The organism is Lysobacter xanthus, from assembly GCF_047159895.1.
Genome location: NZ_BAAGAB020000005.1, coordinates 1 through 15,657, shown reverse-complemented (window position 1 = coordinate 15,657; position 15,657 = coordinate 1). Strand labels below are relative to the sequence as shown.

Below are 15,657 nucleotides of genomic sequence, written 5' to 3'. Positions count from 1 at the left end.
GGCCGGAGGTCACCCTAGCTGCGCAGGCCCACGCCCCGCCGCAGCAGCCACAGGCCGAGTCCGCCGAGCGCCGCCACGAACGCGAGCATCAGTCCGTAGGCGACGGCGAGCGGCACGTCGCTGCGGCCGAGCAGGCCGTAGCGGAACGCATTGACCATGTAGAAGATCGGATTGAGGTGCGTCGCCGCCTCGGCCCACGCCGGCAGCAGCTTGACCGAATAGAAGACACCGCCCAGGTACGTCAGCGGGGTCAGGATGAAGGTCGGCACGATCGCGATGTCGTCGAACTTCTTCGCGTACACCGCGTTGACGAAGCCGGCGAGCGCGAAGATCGTGGCGCCCAGCAGCACGGTGGTGAACGTCACGAACGGATGCGGCACGCGCACGTCGGTGAACAGCATCGCGATGAGCAGCACGATCGCGCCCACCATGAGCCCGCGCAGCACCGCGCCTGCGACGTAGCCGGTGAGGATCACCCAGTTGGGCATCGGCGACACCAGCAGCTCTTCCACGTGCCGGCCGAACTTCGCACCGAAGAAGCTCGACGAGATGTTGCCGTAGCTGTTCTGGATCACGCTCATCATGACCAGGCCCGGCACGATGAAGTCCATGTAGCGGATGCCGTCCATCTGCCCGACGCGCGAGCCGATCAGGCCGCCGAAGATCAGGAAGTAGAGCGTCATCGTGATCGCCGGCGGCACCAGCGTCTGACCCCAGATGCGGAGGATGCGGTGCACCTCGCGTCGCACGATGGTGCCGAGCGCGACGAGGTGGCCCGAAGGCGGGGTCTGGACGGTGTCGGGCAGGCTGGACATCGGCTTCTCGGTTCGGTGGGACGGGCTCAGACCGCGGCGGTACCGGCGTTCTCGCCGGTCAGGCGCACGAAGAGCTCTTCGAGGCGGTTGGACTTGGTGCGCATCGAGCGCACGCGAATGCCGTGCGTGTCGAGCGCGGCGAAGACGCGGTTGAGGTCCATCGCACGCGGCATCTCGACGTCGAGCGTGTGGTCGTCGGCGACGATGATCGTGGTGTTCTCGATCTGCGGCAGCGAGGCCGGGATGCCGCCGTCGATGTCGAGCAGGAAGCCCTCGACGTCGAGCTTGGCGAGCAGCGCGCGCATGGGACCCTGCTCGACGATGCGGCCGCGGTCGATGATCGCGACGTTGCGGCAGAGGCTCTCGGCTTCCTCGAGGTAGTGCGTGGTGAGGATGATCGTGGTACCGGACGCGTTGATCTCCTTCAGCGTCTTCCACATGCCACGTCGGATCTCGATGTCCACGCCCGCAGTGGGCTCGTCGAGGATCAGCAGGCGCGGGCGCGTCATCATGGCGCGGGCGATCATCAGGCGGCGCTTCATGCCGCCCGACAGCGTGCGGCTCATCACGTTCGCCTTCTCCCACAGTTGCGCACGGCGCAACTCGACTTCCGCGCGCTCGAGCGCCTCGGCGCGCGGCACCCCGTAGAACCCGGCGTAGTTCACCAGGATGTCGACGGGCTTCTCGAACATGTTGAAGTTGATCTCCTGGGGCACCAGGCCGATTTGCCGCATCGCCGCGGCGCGGTCGCGCACGAGGTCGATGCCGTGCACCTCGACGTGGCCGTCGGTGAGGTTCACCAGCGAGCTCACGATGCCGATCAGGGTCGACTTGCCGGCGCCGTTGGGGCCGAGCAGCGCGAAGAAATCCCCGGGCATCACGTCGAGCGACACGCCCTTGAGCGCCTCGACGCGGTTGTCGTAGGTCTTGCGCAGGTCGCGCACGGACAGCGCGGGCGTCACGGATGCGGGCATGACAGGGCTTCGAACGACGTTGCCGGTAGTATAGGCAGCCCCGCGCGCATGCCCGCGCGCTGCAGCGTTCCAGCGGCCGCGCCGCATGAAGCGCGCGCTGCCCGTCAGGATCGCATCGTGGCCATCGTCCAGTTCCCGCTCAAGCTCGTCTCGCGCCGCATGCTGGCGCCGGCCATCGGCCACTACGCCTTCGTGCGCGAGGACGGCCTGCCGCTCGACTTCATCCCGGGCCAGTTCATCCAGGTGCATTTCGAGTACGCGGACGGCGTGCCGACCAAGCGCAGCTATTCGCTTGCGACCATTCACGACCACGCGATGGGCGCGGGCGAGGCGGTGGAGATCGCGGTGAGCTACGTGCCCGGCGGCGCGGCCACCGCGCTGTTCGAAGGCTTGGAGATCGGCGGCACGGTGATGGCGAGCGGGCCGTTCGGACGCTTCTGCCTGATGCCGCAGGACACCAACCGTCGCTACCTGCTCATCGCGACGGGCACGGGCGTCACGCCGTACCGCGCGATGCTGCCCGAGCTGCAGCGCCTGATCGGCGAGCGGGGCGTCGAGGTCGTGCTGCTGTTCGGCGCGCGCACGCCAGCCGAGCTGCTGTACGGCGACGAGTTCCGCACGTTCGCGGATCGGCATCCGTCCAACTTCCGCTTCGTGCCGTGCTTCTCGCGCGAGTTGCCCGAGGCGGGCTCCGCGCATGCGCATGCCGACGTGCGCCACGGCTACGTGCAGCAGTTCCTGCCCGAGTTCGCGCCCGACGCGGCCGGCGACGTCGCCTACCTCTGCGGCAATCCGAACATGGTCGACGCCTGCTTCGAGGCGCTGAAGGGCCATGGCCTGCCGGTGCCGCAGATCCGCCGCGAGAAATACGTCAGCTCGAAGTGAGTCGCCGCCCGGCAATGCCGACCGTTCGTCGGGGCGTGTAAAGCTCGCTTGACAGCGGCCGCGGTCGCGCCCAGCATGCCTGTCAAGTTTCCTTGACCGACTGCCGTGAACCGATCGAAAGCCAATGCCTGCCTCGTCCTCGGCATCGTCCAGATCGCCGCCGTCGGCGCCGCGCGCGTGCTCGCGCCGGGCCGGCTGCCGGACTTCGGGAGCGGCCTGCTGTCGGGCGTGGGCGTCGCGCTCGTCCTGACCGGGATCATCGGGCGCCACCTGCCGGACGTCGCCGATGCGAGCACCCCGGCACTCCGCCGGCGCTACATGCGGGAGTTCGTGCCGGCGATGGCCGGCTACGTGATCGCCATCCTCGGCTCGGTCTGGCTGCTCAAGCAGCAGGTCGAGGATCCGGCGCTCCGGGCGCTCGTCGCGCTCGCACCGGTGCCGTTCGTGGCGCTCGCGATGCGCGCGATGATCCGCCACATCCGCGACACCGACGAGATGCAGCGACGCATCGAGGTCGAGTCCGTGAGCCTGGCCACCGCGCTGGTGTCGCTCGCCTACTTCGCCGCGGGGCTGCTGCAGGCGGCGAAGGTGATCGACATCCCGTCGAGCGCCGCGATGATCTGGGTCTTCCCGCTCGTCTGCCTCGCCTACGGCATCGCCAAGGTCTTCATTTCGCGACGCTACGCCTGACATGGAAAGCCGCGTCCGCGAACTCCGCGAAGCGCAGGGCTGGTCGCAGGGCGAACTCGCCGACCGGCTCGCCGTCTCGCGCCAGACGATCAACGCCATCGAGACCGGCAAGTACGACCCGAGCCTGCCGCTCGCCTTCCGCATCGCGCGGCTGTTCCACGAGCCGATCGAAGCGATCTTCCTGCCCGGAGCCGACGCATGAACCTCGAGTCCTTCCGCCCCACCCGCCGCACGGCCTGGCTCGCGGTCGCCACCGTCGCCACCCTGCTGCTGTCGATCGTCTTCGACCTCACCGTCTTCGCCACGACGCTGTACCCGGCGCTGTGGATCGCCTTCGGCGGCCTGTCGCGCTGCCCCGCGCCGTCCGCCACCGCCTGATCCGTTTCCCTTCCGCTCCACACTCATGGATGTCCCTATGCCTCGCACGCGTTTCCTCGTGACGGCCCTGGCCCTCGCGCTCGCCGGTTGTTCCGGCGGCACGACCGGCCCCGCCGCCCAGCCGGAGGCCGAGTCCGCGAAACGGACGGTCGGCCGCATCGTCTTCGAACCCTGTGCGCTCTCGAGCGCGCTCGCCGCGCAGACGCGCGACGGCATGTGCGGGACGCTCGCAGTGCCCGAAGACCCGGCGAAGCCGAACGGTCGCAAGATCGACCTGCGGATCGCCTGGCTGGAGCCCGGCGACCGCGGTGAGCCCGCGGCCGATCCGGTGTTCTTCCTCGCGGGCGGCCCCGGCCAGGCGGCGAGCGAATACGCGGCGCCCGTCGCGGCCGCGCTGCGCGAGGTGCTCAAGAGCCGCAGCGTGTTCCTGATCGACCAGCGCGGCACCGGCAAGTCGGCGCCGCTCGACTGTCCGACCGCGCTGCGCGACGAATACAAGGACCGCAACGACATCGCCTCGATCGGCGAGTACGCCGGCAAGTGCGCCACGGCGCAGAAGAACGACCCGCGCCTGTTCACGACGACCGTCGCCGTCGAGGACCTCGACGCGGTGCGCACGGCGCTCGGCGTCCAGAAGATCAACCTCGTCGGCGTCTCCTACGGCACGCGCGTCGCGCAGCAGTACGCCAAGCGCCATCCGCAGTCCACGCGCAGCGTCGTGCTCGACGGCGTGCTGCCGAACGACGTCGTCGCCGGCGGCGAGTTCGCCCGCATGTTCGAGCGCACGCTCACCCTGCGCGGCCAGGCCTGCGCGAAGGATCCGAGCTGCGCGAAGCGCTATCCGCAGGACCTGCGCGCGCAGCTCGCGACGCTGAAGCAGCGCCTCGCCGCGGCGCCGGTCGACGTCGAATACCGCGATCCCGCCACCGGCGAGGCCAAGCGCGAGAAGCTCACGGCGCAGACGGTGGTCGGCATCACCCAGATGTTCTCGTACCTGCCGCAGGCGGCCGCGCTGCTGCCGGTGGTCGTCGACGAGGCCGTGCACGAGCGCTACGGCCCGCTGATGGCCCTCGCGTCGCTGGGCGGCGAATCGATGGCCGGCAGCATGAACCGCGGCATGCAGTGGTCGGTGATCTGCGCCGAGGACGCCGACCGTTACGTCGTCGACCCGAAGGATGCGACCACCGCGCTCGGCACCGACATGGCCGACATGTTCTTCGCGGCGTGCCGCACCTGGCCGAAGGGCACGCGCCCCTCGTACTTCACGACGCCGCTGATGGGCGACGTGCCGGTGTTCCTGATGTCCGGCGAGCTCGACCCGGTGACGCCGCCCGAATACGCCGAGCGCGTCGCGAAGTCGCTGCCGAAGGCGAAGTCGGTGGTGCTGCGCGGCCAGGGCCACAACGTGATGGGCACCGGCTGCATGCCGAAGCTGATCGGCAAGTTCATCGAAACCGCGAACGCCAAGGCGCTCGACACCAAATGCCTGGAGACGGTGGCCCCCGTGCCCCCGTTCACCAGCTTCAACGGATGGGAGCCGTGAGCCGGCCATGATCAACGCACGCAACCTGCACAAAGCCTTCAAGACCAAGACCGGCACGGTGAAGGCGGTCGACGGCGTCGAATTCGAAGCCCGCGACGGCGAGATCACCGGCCTGCTCGGCCCGAACGGCGCCGGCAAGACCACCACCCTACGCATGCTCTACACGCTGATGACGCCCGACACCGGCGAAGTCATGGTGGACGGCATCGACGCGGCGAAGAATCCGATCGCCGTGCGTCGCGCGCTCGGCGTGCTGCCGGACGCGCGTGGCGTCTACAAGCGCCTGACCGCACGCGAGAACATCGCCTACTTCGGCGAGCTGCACGGCATGTCGCAGGCCGACATCGCCGCGCGCACCCAGGTGCTCGCCCGGGCGCTGCAGATGGACGACATCCTCGACCGCCAGACCGAAGGCTTCAGCCAGGGCCAGCGCACCAAGACCGCCATCGCCCGCGCGCTGGTGCACGACCCGAAGAACGTGATCCTCGACGAGCCCACCAACGGGCTCGACGTGATGACCACGCGCGCGATGCGCGGCTTCCTGCAGCAACTCAAGGCCGAAGGCCGCTGCGTGATCTTCTCGAGCCACATCATGCAGGAGGTCGCCGCGCTCTGCGATCGCATCGTGATCATCGCGAAGGGCCAGGTCGTCGCGAGCGGCACCGCCGACGAGCTGCGCGAACGCTTCGGTGAAACCAACCTCGAGGACGCCTTCGTCAAGGCGATCGGCTCGGAAGAAGGACTGCACGCATGAAGACCGGACTCATGGCCACGGTGTGGTCGGTGATGCGCAAGGAACTGCGCGACATCTCCCGCGACCGGCGCACGCTGGCAATCGCGCTGCTGCTCGGCCCGCTGCTCTATCCGCTGATCATCATCGGCACCGGCTCGATGGCGGAGAAGCGCGCGAAGACGGAGCTCGACCGCACGCTCACCATCCCGGTGGACGGCATGGAGCGTGCGCCCAACCTCGTCGCGTTCCTCGCCACGCAGGGCATCGTCGCCAAGGCAGCGCCGAAGGATCTCGATGCGGCGGTCGCGCGCCAGGACGAGGACGTCGGCCTGCGCGTCGCGCCCGAGTACGGCCAGGACTGGCGCGACGGCAGGCCCGCGGTGGTCGAGATCGTCGCCGACAGCACGCGTCGCAATGCGGAGATCCCGCTGGCCCGGGTGCGCACCGCGCTGGAAGGCTATCGCGACCAGATGGGAGCGCTGCGCCTGCTGGCGCGCGGCATCGATCCGTCGGTGACGCGTGCGATCAACGTCGGCAACCGCGACGTGGCGAGCGAACAGGCCAAGAAGGGCGTCGTGCTGTCGATCATGCTGCCCTACCTGCTGATCCTCAGCTCGTTCCTCGGCGGCGCCTACCTGATCCTCGATGCGACCGCCGGCGAACGCGAACGCCAGTCGCTGGAGCCGCTGCTGGCGACGCCCGCACGCCGCGGCGCGGTGGTCACCGGCAAGATCGCGGCGGCCTGCACGCTCGGCCTGCTCTCGCTGCTGCTCACGCTGCTCTCGTTCAAGACCAGCGCGCAGCTCGCGACCACCGCGCGCATGCTCGACGTCAGCTTCCTCGCGATGGCCAAGATGCTGTTCGTGCTGCTGCCGATGCTGCTGATCGGCACGTCGCTGCTCACGTTCCTGGCGGCCGGCGCGAAGAGCATGAAGGAGGCGCAGAGCCACATGACGTGGCTGATGCTGCTGCCGATGCTGCCCTCGATCATGCTCATGGTGAATCCGATCAAGACGCAGCTCTGGCAGTTCGCGGTGCCGTTCCTCGCGCAGAACCAGCTGCTGCTCAAGATCGTGCGCGGCGAGCCGATCGACCCGCAGGCCTGGGCGATCTACCTCGCCGGCGGCTTCGGCCTCGCCGGGCTGCTGTGGTTCGCGGCGGTGCGTCGCTACCACCAGGAGCGTCTCGCGATCGCGGGATGATCCGGGCGCGCGTCGGTACGGAGACGGCAGCTTCGGCTGCCGTCTTTTTTTGCGCCCACGGCCGCTTTCACGTCTCGGCGCCAGTGGCGGTTCGACCATGGACGCCTGTCCCGGGAGAGCCGTCATGCGCAGCATCCTCGCCACGCTGAAGTCCGAACACGCGCAGCTGCGCGCCCTGTTCGAGCAGGTCAACGCCACCACCGACCGCGCCGAGAAGACGCGCCTGGACCTGCTCGAGAAGATCGAGGCGGCGCTGGTGCCCCACGCGAAGTTCGAGGAGCTGGTGTTCTATCCGGCCTTCCACTCGCGCGCGAGCCATGAGCAGAAACTGCTGTGGGCGGCCGCGATGCAGGAGCACCGCGCGGTGGAGCAGAGCGTGCTGCCCGACCTCAAGGCCTGCGATCCGACCAGCCGCGAATTCGCCGGCAGCGCGAAGGTGATGGGCGAGCTGATCGACCACCACGCGCGCGAGGAGGAGAAGGAGATGTTCGCGCTGATGCGCGAGCTGTTCACCGCGCAGGAACTCGCCGACCTCGACGTGCAGTACGAGGAGTGGAAGACGTCGGGCATGGCCGAAGGCGTGACGCTGCACGCCAAGCTCAAGACCGGGCTCGCCTCGATCTTCCGGGTGCCGGGCTCCCCGGGCTGATCGGCGCGCGGCGCCACAAAGAAAAAGCCCGGCCGGAGCCGGGCTTTTTCGTTACGCGTTGCGCCGCTCAGGTGCCGGCGTTGAACGAGATCGTGCGGCGGATCGTGACGGGCGCGTCGACCGGCTGGAAGCGCCAGCGCTTCACCGCGTTGACCGCGGCGCGGTCGAAGACCCGGGCCGGGGTCGCGCGCACCACGCGGGCCGCCGACACCGAGCCGTCCGGGGCGACGGTGAACTCGACCTGCACCTCGCCGGACTGCGCCGAGCGCAAGGCCTCGGTCGGGAACGCCGGCATCGGCGTCGACAGCGGACGCAGCTCGCTGTTGCCACTGGACGCGGCCGGCGCAGGGCGGCTCGGGGCGGCGGCGGCGGTCTGCGCCGCGGCGGCCCGCTGGGCGGCCTCGCGTTCGGCGGCGGCGCGGTCGGCCGCGGCCTTTTCCGCGGCGGCGCGATCGGCGGCGGCCTTGTCGGCGGCGGCGCGATCGTTGGCCACGCGGTCGGACGACTGCTTGTCGGCGAGCTGCTTGGCGGCCACTTCCTGCTGCTTCTTCTGGTCCTCCAGGCGCTGCTTCTCGAGGTCGGCCTGCTTCTTCGCCTGTTCCTCGGCGCTCAGCTGCTGCTGCACGGCCTGCTGCTGCGCGACCTGCTGCTGCTCGGTGATCGAGCTCTTCAGGCGGGCCAGCGCGGGATGCTTGGGATCGGCCTTCTCGAGCAGCGCGGTCAGGCGCTGCGCCTCGGCGAAGTCGTTGCGGCTGACGCTCTGTTCGGTCGCGATGACCGCCATCGGCAGCAGGTCGGTCAGCGCGCTCGAGGCGGCGACGTCGTTCGGTGCCTTGTCGCGCAGCGCGAGGTAGTACTCGATCGCGTTGTCGCCGGCCGGCGCGTACAGGCGGTTCTCGTTGTAGGCCTTGCTCGCGGCTTCGCGCAGCTGGTTCGGCGCCATGGCGGCGACCTTGCTGTCGATCACGGTCGCGGGCGTCGCGGCCGGCGTGGCGGTCGCGGCGGTACCGGCCGCCGGGGCGGCGGTCTCGTCCTTGCCGCAGGCGGCGAGCAACCCGCCGAACGCGAGCACCAGGGCGACGCGCGGCAGGACGGAGGCGCGCGGCTGCAGCCGGACGCGGGTATCGGAAATCATGGTCTCACTCCCCTGAGGTGCACGCGGCGCGCGCACGCGCCTAGATCGCTCGGCACGGGCGGCTTTGTCAAGCACCCACGCCCCGTTTTTGCGACGCAGGACGGTGCGGCGGACCGACCCGGGCCAGCCCCGCCGCGACGGGTCAGACACCGACGCGGATCGGCACCGGGTCGGCGGTCACTTGCCGATGCAGAAGCTGGCGAAGACGTGGCCCAGCAGGTCGTCCGCCCGGACCCGCCCGGTGATCGCGCCCAGCGCGTCGTGCGCGCGGCGCAACTGCTCGGCGGCGAGGTCGAGGTGGCCGTGCGCGAGCTCGGCGCGCGCGCGATGCAGTTCGTCGCGTGCCTCGACGAGCGCGTGGACGTGGCGCGCGCGGGCGGTGAACGCTCCGGGCGGCGCCTCGCCGCCCGGACCGACCGCGAGCTCGCGCAGGCGGTGGCGCAGGTCGTCGAGCCCGAGCCCGGAGCGCGCCGAGACCGGCACGCCGTCGAATCCCGAGAGCGGGGCGTCGACGAGGTCGGCCTTGTTGGCGAGCCACAGCACGCGGGGCACGCCGGCGATCGCCTCGGCGACGGCCGCGCGCCCGGCCTCCGGCTCGCGCGCGTCGAGCACGACGATCGCGAGGTCGGCCTGCGCGAGTTCGGCGTGCGCGCGCCGCATGCCCTCGCGTTCGATCGCATCGGTGCTCTCGCGCAGGCCCGCGGTGTCGGCGAGCGTGAGTTCGACGCCGTCGACGCGCACCGTCTCGTGCAGCACGTCGCGGGTGGTGCCGGCGACGTCGGTGACGATCGCGCGGTCGATGCCGGCGAGCGCATTGAGCAGTGAACTCTTGCCGGCGTTCGGCGGCCCGACGATCACCGCGTGCAGGCCGTCGCGCAGGCGGCGTCCGCGCTCGGCGGCAGCCAGCAGCGCATCGAGGTCGACGTCGATCGCATCGAGCCTTCGATGCAGGTCGGCGCCGCCGAGCGTCTCCAGCGGTTCGTCGGCGAAGTCGATCGCGGCCTCGCAGTGCACGCGCACGTGCAGCAGCGCCGCGGCGATCGCGTCGACCCGCTGCGAGAACTCGCCGTCGAGCGCGCGCCGCGCCGCGCGTGCGGCGGTCGCGTCGGCCGCGGCGATCAGGTCGGCGACAGCCTCGGCCTGCGCGAGGTCGAGGCGGCCTTCGAGGAAGGCGCGTTCGGTGAATTCGCCCGGCCGCGCGGGCCGCGCGCCGAGCGCGTGGCAGGCGTCGACCAACTGCGCGAGCACCGCCGGGCTGCCGTGCGCCTGCAGTTCGACGACGTCCTCCCCGGTGTAGCTCGCCGGTGCGGCGAAGTAGAGCGCCACGCCGTCGTCGATCGTCGCGCCGCCGTGCACGAGCCGCACGTGGTGCGCATGGCGCGGGCGGAGGCGTCGTTGCGCGAGCGCCTCGCCGATGGCGCGCGCATGCGGACCGGACAGGCGCACGATGCCGACGCCGCCGCTGCCGGCGGCGGTCGCGATGGCGGCGATGGTGTCGCGGTCGTGCATGCGCGCAGTGTGGCCCGCAACGAAGAAGCCCGCCATCGCGGCGGGCTTCTCGGGGCGTCAGGCCTTCTTGGCGGGCTCGCCGTACTTGCGCAGGAAGTACCACTGCTGCGCGAGCGTGAGCAGGCCGTTGGTGACCCAGTACAGCACCAGGCCGGACGGGAAGAAGGCGAACATCACGCCGAACACGAGCGGCATGAACTGCATCATCTTCGCCTGCGCCGGATCCATGCCCGCGGTCGGCGTCAGCTTCTGGGTGACGAACATCACCGCGACGTTGATCAGCGGCAGCACGAAGAACGGATCGCGTGCGGTGAGGTCGTGGATCCAGCCGATCCACGGCGCGTGGCGCAGCTCGACGGACTCCGAGAGCATCCAGTACAGCGCGAGGAAGATCGGCATCTGCACCAGCAGCGGCAGGCAGCCGCCGACCGGGTTGACCTTCTCCTTGCGGTACAGCTCCATCATCGCCATCTGGAACTGCTGGCGATCCTCGCCGTGGCGTTCCTTGAGCTGCGCGAGCTTGGGCTGCAGGCGGCGCATCTTCGCCATCGAGCGGTACTGCGCGTTCGCGAGCGGCAGCAGCACGAGCTTGATCAGCACGACGAGGCCGATGATCGACCAGCCCCAGTTGCCGATGATCGAATGCAGCCAGGCGAGCACGGCGTACAGCCAGCCGGCGAGCGTCGCCATCGTGTCGAACTTGCTGAAGTCGACCGCGCGCTCCAGGCCCGGCACGTTCTGCGCGGCGATGTGCTCCACGCTCTTCGGGCCCACCCACAGCCGCGCCTGCGTCGTGGCCTGCCGGCCCGGTGCGAGCTGCAGCGTCGGGCCCAGTTCGCGCACGACGTAGTTGGTGCCGCCGACGCCTTCGGGCGTCGCGGTCTCGAACGTGCTGACGTCGCCGGGCTGCGGGATCCACGCGGTGAAGAAATGGTGCTGCAGCAGCGAGATCCAGCCGCCCTGCACCTTCTTCGACAGCGGGCCGTCGTCGGTGAAGTCGGTGAAGGCGCGCTTCTGATACTTGTCCTGCGGGCTGTACCAGGCCGCGCCCTCGAAGGCGAAGACCTGCCCCGAGGTGAAGCCGCCCTTGCGCGGCGGCGGCATGGTGCGGCTGAGCTGGCGGTAGACCGTGCCGGTCCACGGCGCGGTGCCGGTGTTGGCGACGTCGTCGCGCACGCGGACGGCATAGCTGCCGCGGGTGAAGGTGTAGGTGCGACGGATGGTGACGCCGTTCGTGCCCTGCCAGACGAAGGGCACGTCGAGCGTGGCCTGGCCGGCGGGCAGCACGAAGCTGCGCTGCGCGGTGGCGGGGAGGAAGCCGCCGAGGTGGTTCGGCGCGGGTGCACCGCCGACCGCCACCCAGCCGCTCTGCGCGGCGAAGTAATGCTGGGGATCGCTCGACAGCAGGCGAACCGGTCGGGTCGGGTCGGTCAGCTCGCCGATGCCGGGCAGGTCGGCCTGCAGCATCTGGCCGCCGTCGAGCGTCGCCTGCAGCACGTCGGTGCGCACGGTCACCGCGGCGGGCGCGCCGGGCGTGGCGGCCACCATCGCGGGGCCGGCGACCGCGGGCACCGCACCGGGTCGACCGGCACTCGGCACCGCACCGCTGGCGGACGCCGCCTCGACGGCGGCCGGCAGCTGAGGCGCCGCGCGCTCCTTGGTCCATTCCATCCACAGCAGCGTCGCCACCATCAGCCAGGCGAACAGGAGGAAGACGCGGGTCTGGTTCATGGGCAGGCGGACTCAGGCCGGGCGCGCATCGGCGTCGGCGGATGGGGAGGAAGGCGGCGGCGGCATTGTGCCGGCGGGGGCCGGGGGCGGCAACGCGCGTGCACGCCGGAGGAGATCGAGGAAGCCGGCCCGCAATTCAAGGCCGTCGCGCTGCGCGGCGCCGGGCCGGGCCACGAGGACGTAGTCACCGGGCGGGAGCTGTCCGCGCACGTGGCGGAAGGCCTCGCGGAGCTGGCGCTTGATGCGGTTGCGGCCGACGGCCGTCTTGTCGACCTTGCGCGAGACGGCGAGCCCCAGGCGGACGTGGCCTGCGGGATCGGCATGCCAGTGCAGGGCGAGGAACGGCAGGCCGGTACGGCGGCCGTCCTTGAACACGCGATCGAAATCGGCGCGCGTTCGCACGCGCGCCGACCGGGGATGGCGTAGCTGGTTCATGATGCGTCGAGGACGCAGGCTTCCACGGACATCGCGTGCATCGCGGAAGCGGCCCGGCGCGAAAGCCGGGCGACCGCGATCAGGCGGTGAGGCGCTTGCGGCCCTTCGCGCGGCGACGCGCGAGGATCTTGCGGCCGTCGGCCGTGGCCATGCGGGCACGGAAGCCGTGGTCGCGCTTGCGCTTGAGGTTGCTGGGCTGGTAGGTGCGCTTGGTGGCCATGAGGCGGCTCGCGTAATGACAACGATAGTGAACCCGGAAGTCTAGCGGTCCGGGCTCCCGCGGGTCAAGCCGGCGTGACGGCGGCGACCCGGACGAGCGCCCGCCACCTGTGGATAGACGTGGTCCGGGCCTGTGGATAAATGGTAGCCTGCGCGACCCCGATGCGAACCGTCGCGGCCCTTCCGGGGCGCTGCGCGGGCCGCGCGTCGCCCCGCTTTTCCGGACCCGACTTGACCTTCTCGATGGATGCCTGGCCGCGCTGCCTCGAACGCCTCGAAGCCGAACTGCCGGCGGAGGACGTCCACACCTGGCTGCGCCCCCTGCAGGCCCACGTCCAGGACGACCGCACCGTCCTCTACGCGCCGAACGCCTTCGTGGTCGACCAGGTGCGCGAGCGGTACCTCGGCCGCATCCGCGAGCTGCTGAGCTACTTCGCGGGCACCGAGGACGTGAGCCTGGAGGTCGGCGCGCTGCCCCGCGCGCGCGGTCCGGTGCCGGCCGCCGCGATGCCGGCCGCCAGCACCCCGGCCGCGCCCCAGGCCGCCCCCTTCCAGGGCCACCTGGACAACCACTACACGTTCGAGAACTTCGTCGAGGGCCGGAGCAACCAGCTGGGCCGCGCCGCCGCAATGCAGGCCGCGCTCAAGCCCGGCGACCGCGCGCACAACCCGCTGCTGCTCTACGGCGGCACCGGCCTCGGCAAGACGCACCTGATGTTCGCCGCCGGCAACATGATGCGCACCAACAACCCCGGCTACCGGGTGCTGTACCTGCGCAGCGAGCAGTTCTTCAGCGCGATGATGAAGTCGCTGCAGGACAAGACCATGGACGCCTTCAAGCGGCAGTTCCAGCAGGTCGATGCCCTGCTCATCGACGACATCCAGTTCTTCGCCGGCAAGGACCGCACGCAGGAAGAGTTCTTCCACACGTTCAACCAGCTCTTCGACGGCCGCCAGCAGATCATCCTCACCTGCGACCGCTATCCGCGCGAGGTCGAGGGCCTGGAGCCACGGCTGAAGTCGCGCCTGGCCTGGGGCCTGTCGGTGGCGATCGAGCCGCCCGACTTCGAGACACGCGCGCAGATCGTGCTGAGCAAGGCCCGCGAGCGCGGCGTCGAGATCCCCGAGGACGTGGCCTTCCTGCTCGCGAAGAAGATGCGCAGCAACGTGCGCGACCTCGAGGGCGCGCTCAACACGCTGTCGGCGCGCGCCAACTTCACCGGCCGCGCGATCACCACCGAATTTGCGCAGGAGACGCTGCGCGACCTGCTGCGCGCCCAGCAGCAGTCGGTCGGCATCCCCAACATCCAGAAGGTCGTTGCCGACTACTACGGCCTGCAGATGAAGGACCTGCTGAGCAAGCGCCGCACGCGCTCGCTCGCGCGGCCCCGGCAGGTGGCGATGGCGCTGACGAAGGAGCTCACCGAGCACTCGCTGCCGGAGATCGGTGACGCGTTCGCCGGCCGCGACCACACCACCGTGCTCCATGCCTGTCGCCAGATCCGCACGCTCATGGAGACGGACGGCAAGCTGCGCGAGGACTGGGACAAGCTCATCCGCAAGCTGAGCGAGTAAGGTGTGCATGGCGGCTGTGCAGCCCGGGGGCAAGCTGTGGACAATTCGGGGCGGCGCTCGGTGCGTCGATCTTGTCCACAGGTTGGCCACCCGCCGCGGCGGGGTTTCCAACAGGGGTTGGCATTCCTGAAATGCCAATGATTTCAAGGGGTTGGTGGAGTTTTCCCGAATTTCGGCGCCCTCCACCACCACCATGCTTTTGATTTAATCCACTTCTTAGAAACGGTATGGGGAACGGGGTCCAGATGCGCTTTAGCCTCCAACGCGAAGTCTTCCTCAAGCCGCTCGCGCAGGTCGTCAACGTCGTTGAGCGACGCCAGACGCTGCCGGTCCTGGCGAATCTCCTCGTGCAGGTGCAGGGCGGACTGCTCTCGCTCACCGGCACCGACCTCGAAGTCGAGATGGTCAGCCGCGTCGCGGTCGACGATGCCGAGGATGGCGAGACCACGATCCCGGCCCGCAAGCTCTTCGAGATCGTCCGTGCCCTGCCCGACGGCAGCCGCATCACGATCAGCCAGAGCGGCGAGCGGATCTCGGTCCAGGCGGGGCGGTCGCGCTTCACCCTGTCGAGCCTGCCGTCGACCGACTTCCCGTCGCTGGACGACGTCGACGCCACCGAGCGGGTGCAGGTGCCGGAAGCGGCGCTGAAGGAGCTGATCGAGCGCACCGCCTTCGCGATGGCCCAGCAGGACGTCCGCTATTACCTCAACGGCCTGCTGTTCGACCTGCGCGAGAGCTCGCTGCGCTGCGTCGCCACCGACGGCCACCGCCTCGCGCTCTGCGAGTCGGGCCTGGAAGGCACAGGCGCGGCGACCAAGCGCCAGCTGATCGTGCCCCGCAAGGGCGTGACCGAACTGCAGCGCCTGCTGGAAGGCGGCGATCGCATCCTCGAGCTGGAGATGGGGCGCGGCCACCTGCGCGTGAAGCGCGACGACGTCACGTTCACCAGCAAGCTCATCGACGGTCGCTTCCCCGACTACGAGGCCGTCGTGCCGATCGGCGCCGACAAGGAAGTCCGCATCGACCGCGACGTCCTGCGTGCGGCCCTGCAGCGCGCGGCGATCCTGTCGAACGAGAAGTACCGCGGCGTCCGCATGGAAGTCTCGCCGGGCCAGCTGAAGATCTCGGCGCACAACCCCGAGCAGGAGGAAGCGCAGGAAGAGGTCGAGGCCGACACGCGCGTG

The 15,657-nt window shown here is 70.1% G+C and carries 17 protein-coding genes; 10 read left to right on the top strand and 7 right to left on the bottom strand.

All coding sequences use genetic code 11. The features are described from left to right. Positions 1-14: 14 nt before the first annotated feature. Entirely contained in the window at positions 15-845 is an 831-nt protein-coding gene (locus tag ACY35P_RS03105; protein ID WP_462114437.1) for an ABC transporter permease, read from the bottom strand. Beyond that, entirely contained in the window at positions 842-1,789 is a 948-nt protein-coding gene (locus tag ACY35P_RS03100) for an ABC transporter ATP-binding protein (protein WP_462114363.1), read from the bottom strand. Before ACY35P_RS03100 ends, ACY35P_RS03105 begins: the two co-directional genes overlap by 4 nt. Before the next feature lie 159 nt (positions 1,790-1,948). Here ACY35P_RS03100 and ACY35P_RS03095 point away from each other — a divergent pair, with 159 nt between their 5' ends. The 8 genes from ACY35P_RS03095 to ACY35P_RS03060 all read left to right on the top strand — a co-directional run bounded on the left by ACY35P_RS03095 (position 1,949) and on the right by ACY35P_RS03060 (position 7,869). Beyond that, positions 1,949-2,674 carry a ferredoxin--NADP reductase gene (locus tag ACY35P_RS03095; protein ID WP_462114436.1) on the top strand — a complete coding sequence of 242 codons (726 nt, stop codon included), beginning with the start codon at positions 1,949-1,951 and terminating at the stop codon, positions 2,672-2,674. A gap of 105 nt (positions 2,675-2,779) precedes the next feature. Beyond that, positions 2,780-3,364, top strand: coding sequence for a hypothetical protein (locus ACY35P_RS03090; RefSeq protein WP_462114362.1), 585 nt, complete (start codon positions 2,780-2,782; stop codon positions 3,362-3,364). Between the two features lies 1 nt (position 3,365). Then, positions 3,366-3,566, top strand: coding sequence for a helix-turn-helix transcriptional regulator (locus ACY35P_RS03085; RefSeq protein ID WP_462114361.1), 201 nt, complete (start codon positions 3,366-3,368; stop codon positions 3,564-3,566). Continuing rightward, entirely contained in the window at positions 3,563-3,742 is a 180-nt protein-coding gene (locus ACY35P_RS03080; protein ID WP_462114360.1) for a hypothetical protein, read from the top strand. Before ACY35P_RS03085 ends, ACY35P_RS03080 begins: the two co-directional genes overlap by 4 nt. 37 nt (positions 3,743-3,779) lie before the next feature. Continuing rightward, positions 3,780-5,285, top strand: coding sequence for an alpha/beta hydrolase (locus ACY35P_RS03075; RefSeq protein ID WP_462114359.1), 1,506 nt, complete (start codon positions 3,780-3,782; stop codon positions 5,283-5,285). A gap of 7 nt (positions 5,286-5,292) precedes the next feature. Then, positions 5,293-6,039, top strand: a complete 747-nt coding sequence (locus tag ACY35P_RS03070; RefSeq protein ID WP_462114358.1) for an ABC transporter ATP-binding protein — start codon at positions 5,293-5,295, stop codon at positions 6,037-6,039. Continuing rightward, the gene (locus ACY35P_RS03065; RefSeq protein ID WP_462114357.1) at positions 6,036-7,220 is read left to right on the top strand and encodes an ABC transporter permease; all 1,185 of its coding nucleotides are present in this window, start codon (positions 6,036-6,038) and stop codon (positions 7,218-7,220) included. The genes ACY35P_RS03070 and ACY35P_RS03065 overlap by 4 nt, the downstream gene beginning before the upstream one ends. A gap of 124 nt (positions 7,221-7,344) precedes the next feature. Then, on the top strand, positions 7,345-7,869 hold the full coding sequence (locus ACY35P_RS03060; protein ID WP_462114356.1) for a hemerythrin domain-containing protein: 525 nt from the start codon (positions 7,345-7,347) through the stop codon (positions 7,867-7,869). Between the two features lie 67 nt (positions 7,870-7,936). Here ACY35P_RS03060 and ACY35P_RS03055 read toward each other — a convergent pair whose 3' ends face one another. The 5 genes from ACY35P_RS03055 to rpmH form a co-directional block, all read right to left on the bottom strand. Continuing rightward, complete coding sequence (locus tag ACY35P_RS03055) at positions 7,937-9,004, bottom strand: energy transducer TonB (protein WP_462114355.1); 1,068 nt, start codon at positions 9,002-9,004, stop codon at positions 7,937-7,939. 177 nt (positions 9,005-9,181) lie between these two features. Continuing rightward, positions 9,182-10,513 carry a tRNA uridine-5-carboxymethylaminomethyl(34) synthesis GTPase MnmE gene (gene mnmE, locus ACY35P_RS03050; protein ID WP_462114354.1) on the bottom strand — a complete coding sequence of 444 codons (1,332 nt, stop codon included), beginning with the start codon at positions 10,511-10,513 and terminating at the stop codon, positions 9,182-9,184. Positions 10,514-10,570: 57 nt separating this feature from the next. Next, positions 10,571-12,244, bottom strand: coding sequence for a membrane protein insertase YidC (gene yidC, locus ACY35P_RS03045; RefSeq protein WP_462114353.1), 1,674 nt, complete (start codon positions 12,242-12,244; stop codon positions 10,571-10,573). A gap of 12 nt (positions 12,245-12,256) precedes the next feature. After that, on the bottom strand, positions 12,257-12,679 hold the full coding sequence (gene rnpA / locus ACY35P_RS03040; RefSeq protein ID WP_462114352.1) for a ribonuclease P protein component: 423 nt from the start codon (positions 12,677-12,679) through the stop codon (positions 12,257-12,259). A 79-nt stretch (positions 12,680-12,758) separates the two neighbouring features. Further along, the gene (gene rpmH / locus ACY35P_RS03035; RefSeq protein ID WP_027083663.1) at positions 12,759-12,899 is read right to left on the bottom strand and encodes a 50S ribosomal protein L34; all 141 of its coding nucleotides are present in this window, start codon (positions 12,897-12,899) and stop codon (positions 12,759-12,761) included. 242 nt (positions 12,900-13,141) lie between these two features. On the opposite strand from rpmH, the gene dnaA reads away from it, so the two are divergent. Together dnaA and dnaN are read left to right on the top strand one after the other, a co-directional pair. Next, on the top strand, positions 13,142-14,473 hold the full coding sequence (dnaA, locus tag ACY35P_RS03030) for a chromosomal replication initiator protein DnaA (protein ID WP_462114435.1): 1,332 nt from the start codon (positions 13,142-13,144) through the stop codon (positions 14,471-14,473). 245 nt (positions 14,474-14,718) lie between these two features. Further along, a partial coding sequence (dnaN, locus tag ACY35P_RS03025; protein WP_462114351.1) for a DNA polymerase III subunit beta occupies positions 14,719-15,657 on the top strand: 939 nt, incomplete at its 3' end.

Coding starts and splice junctions, on each gene's coding strand:
- dnaA (WP_462114435.1), top strand. CDS start 13,142: ATGGATGCCTGGCCGCGCTGCCTCGAACGCCTCGAAGCCGAACTGCCG.
- rpmH (WP_027083663.1), bottom strand. CDS start 12,899: ATGGCCACCAAGCGCACCTACCAGCCCAGCAACCTCAAGCGCAAGCGC.
- ACY35P_RS03080 (WP_462114360.1), top strand. CDS start 3,563: ATGAACCTCGAGTCCTTCCGCCCCACCCGCCGCACGGCCTGGCTCGCG.
- ACY35P_RS03070 (WP_462114358.1), top strand. CDS start 5,293: ATGATCAACGCACGCAACCTGCACAAAGCCTTCAAGACCAAGACCGGC.
- ACY35P_RS03065 (WP_462114357.1), top strand. CDS start 6,036: ATGAAGACCGGACTCATGGCCACGGTGTGGTCGGTGATGCGCAAGGAA.
- ACY35P_RS03060 (WP_462114356.1), top strand. CDS start 7,345: ATGCGCAGCATCCTCGCCACGCTGAAGTCCGAACACGCGCAGCTGCGC.
- ACY35P_RS03100 (WP_462114363.1), bottom strand. CDS start 1,789: ATGCCCGCATCCGTGACGCCCGCGCTGTCCGTGCGCGACCTGCGCAAG.
- mnmE (WP_462114354.1), bottom strand. CDS start 10,513: ATGCACGACCGCGACACCATCGCCGCCATCGCGACCGCCGCCGGCAGC.
- ACY35P_RS03075 (WP_462114359.1), top strand. CDS start 3,780: ATGCCTCGCACGCGTTTCCTCGTGACGGCCCTGGCCCTCGCGCTCGCC.
- rnpA (WP_462114352.1), bottom strand. CDS start 12,679: ATGAACCAGCTACGCCATCCCCGGTCGGCGCGCGTGCGAACGCGCGCC.
- ACY35P_RS03055 (WP_462114355.1), bottom strand. CDS start 9,004: ATGATTTCCGATACCCGCGTCCGGCTGCAGCCGCGCGCCTCCGTCCTG.
- ACY35P_RS03095 (WP_462114436.1), top strand. CDS start 1,949: ATGCTGGCGCCGGCCATCGGCCACTACGCCTTCGTGCGCGAGGACGGC.
- yidC (WP_462114353.1), bottom strand. CDS start 12,244: ATGAACCAGACCCGCGTCTTCCTCCTGTTCGCCTGGCTGATGGTGGCG.
- ACY35P_RS03085 (WP_462114361.1), top strand. CDS start 3,366: ATGGAAAGCCGCGTCCGCGAACTCCGCGAAGCGCAGGGCTGGTCGCAG.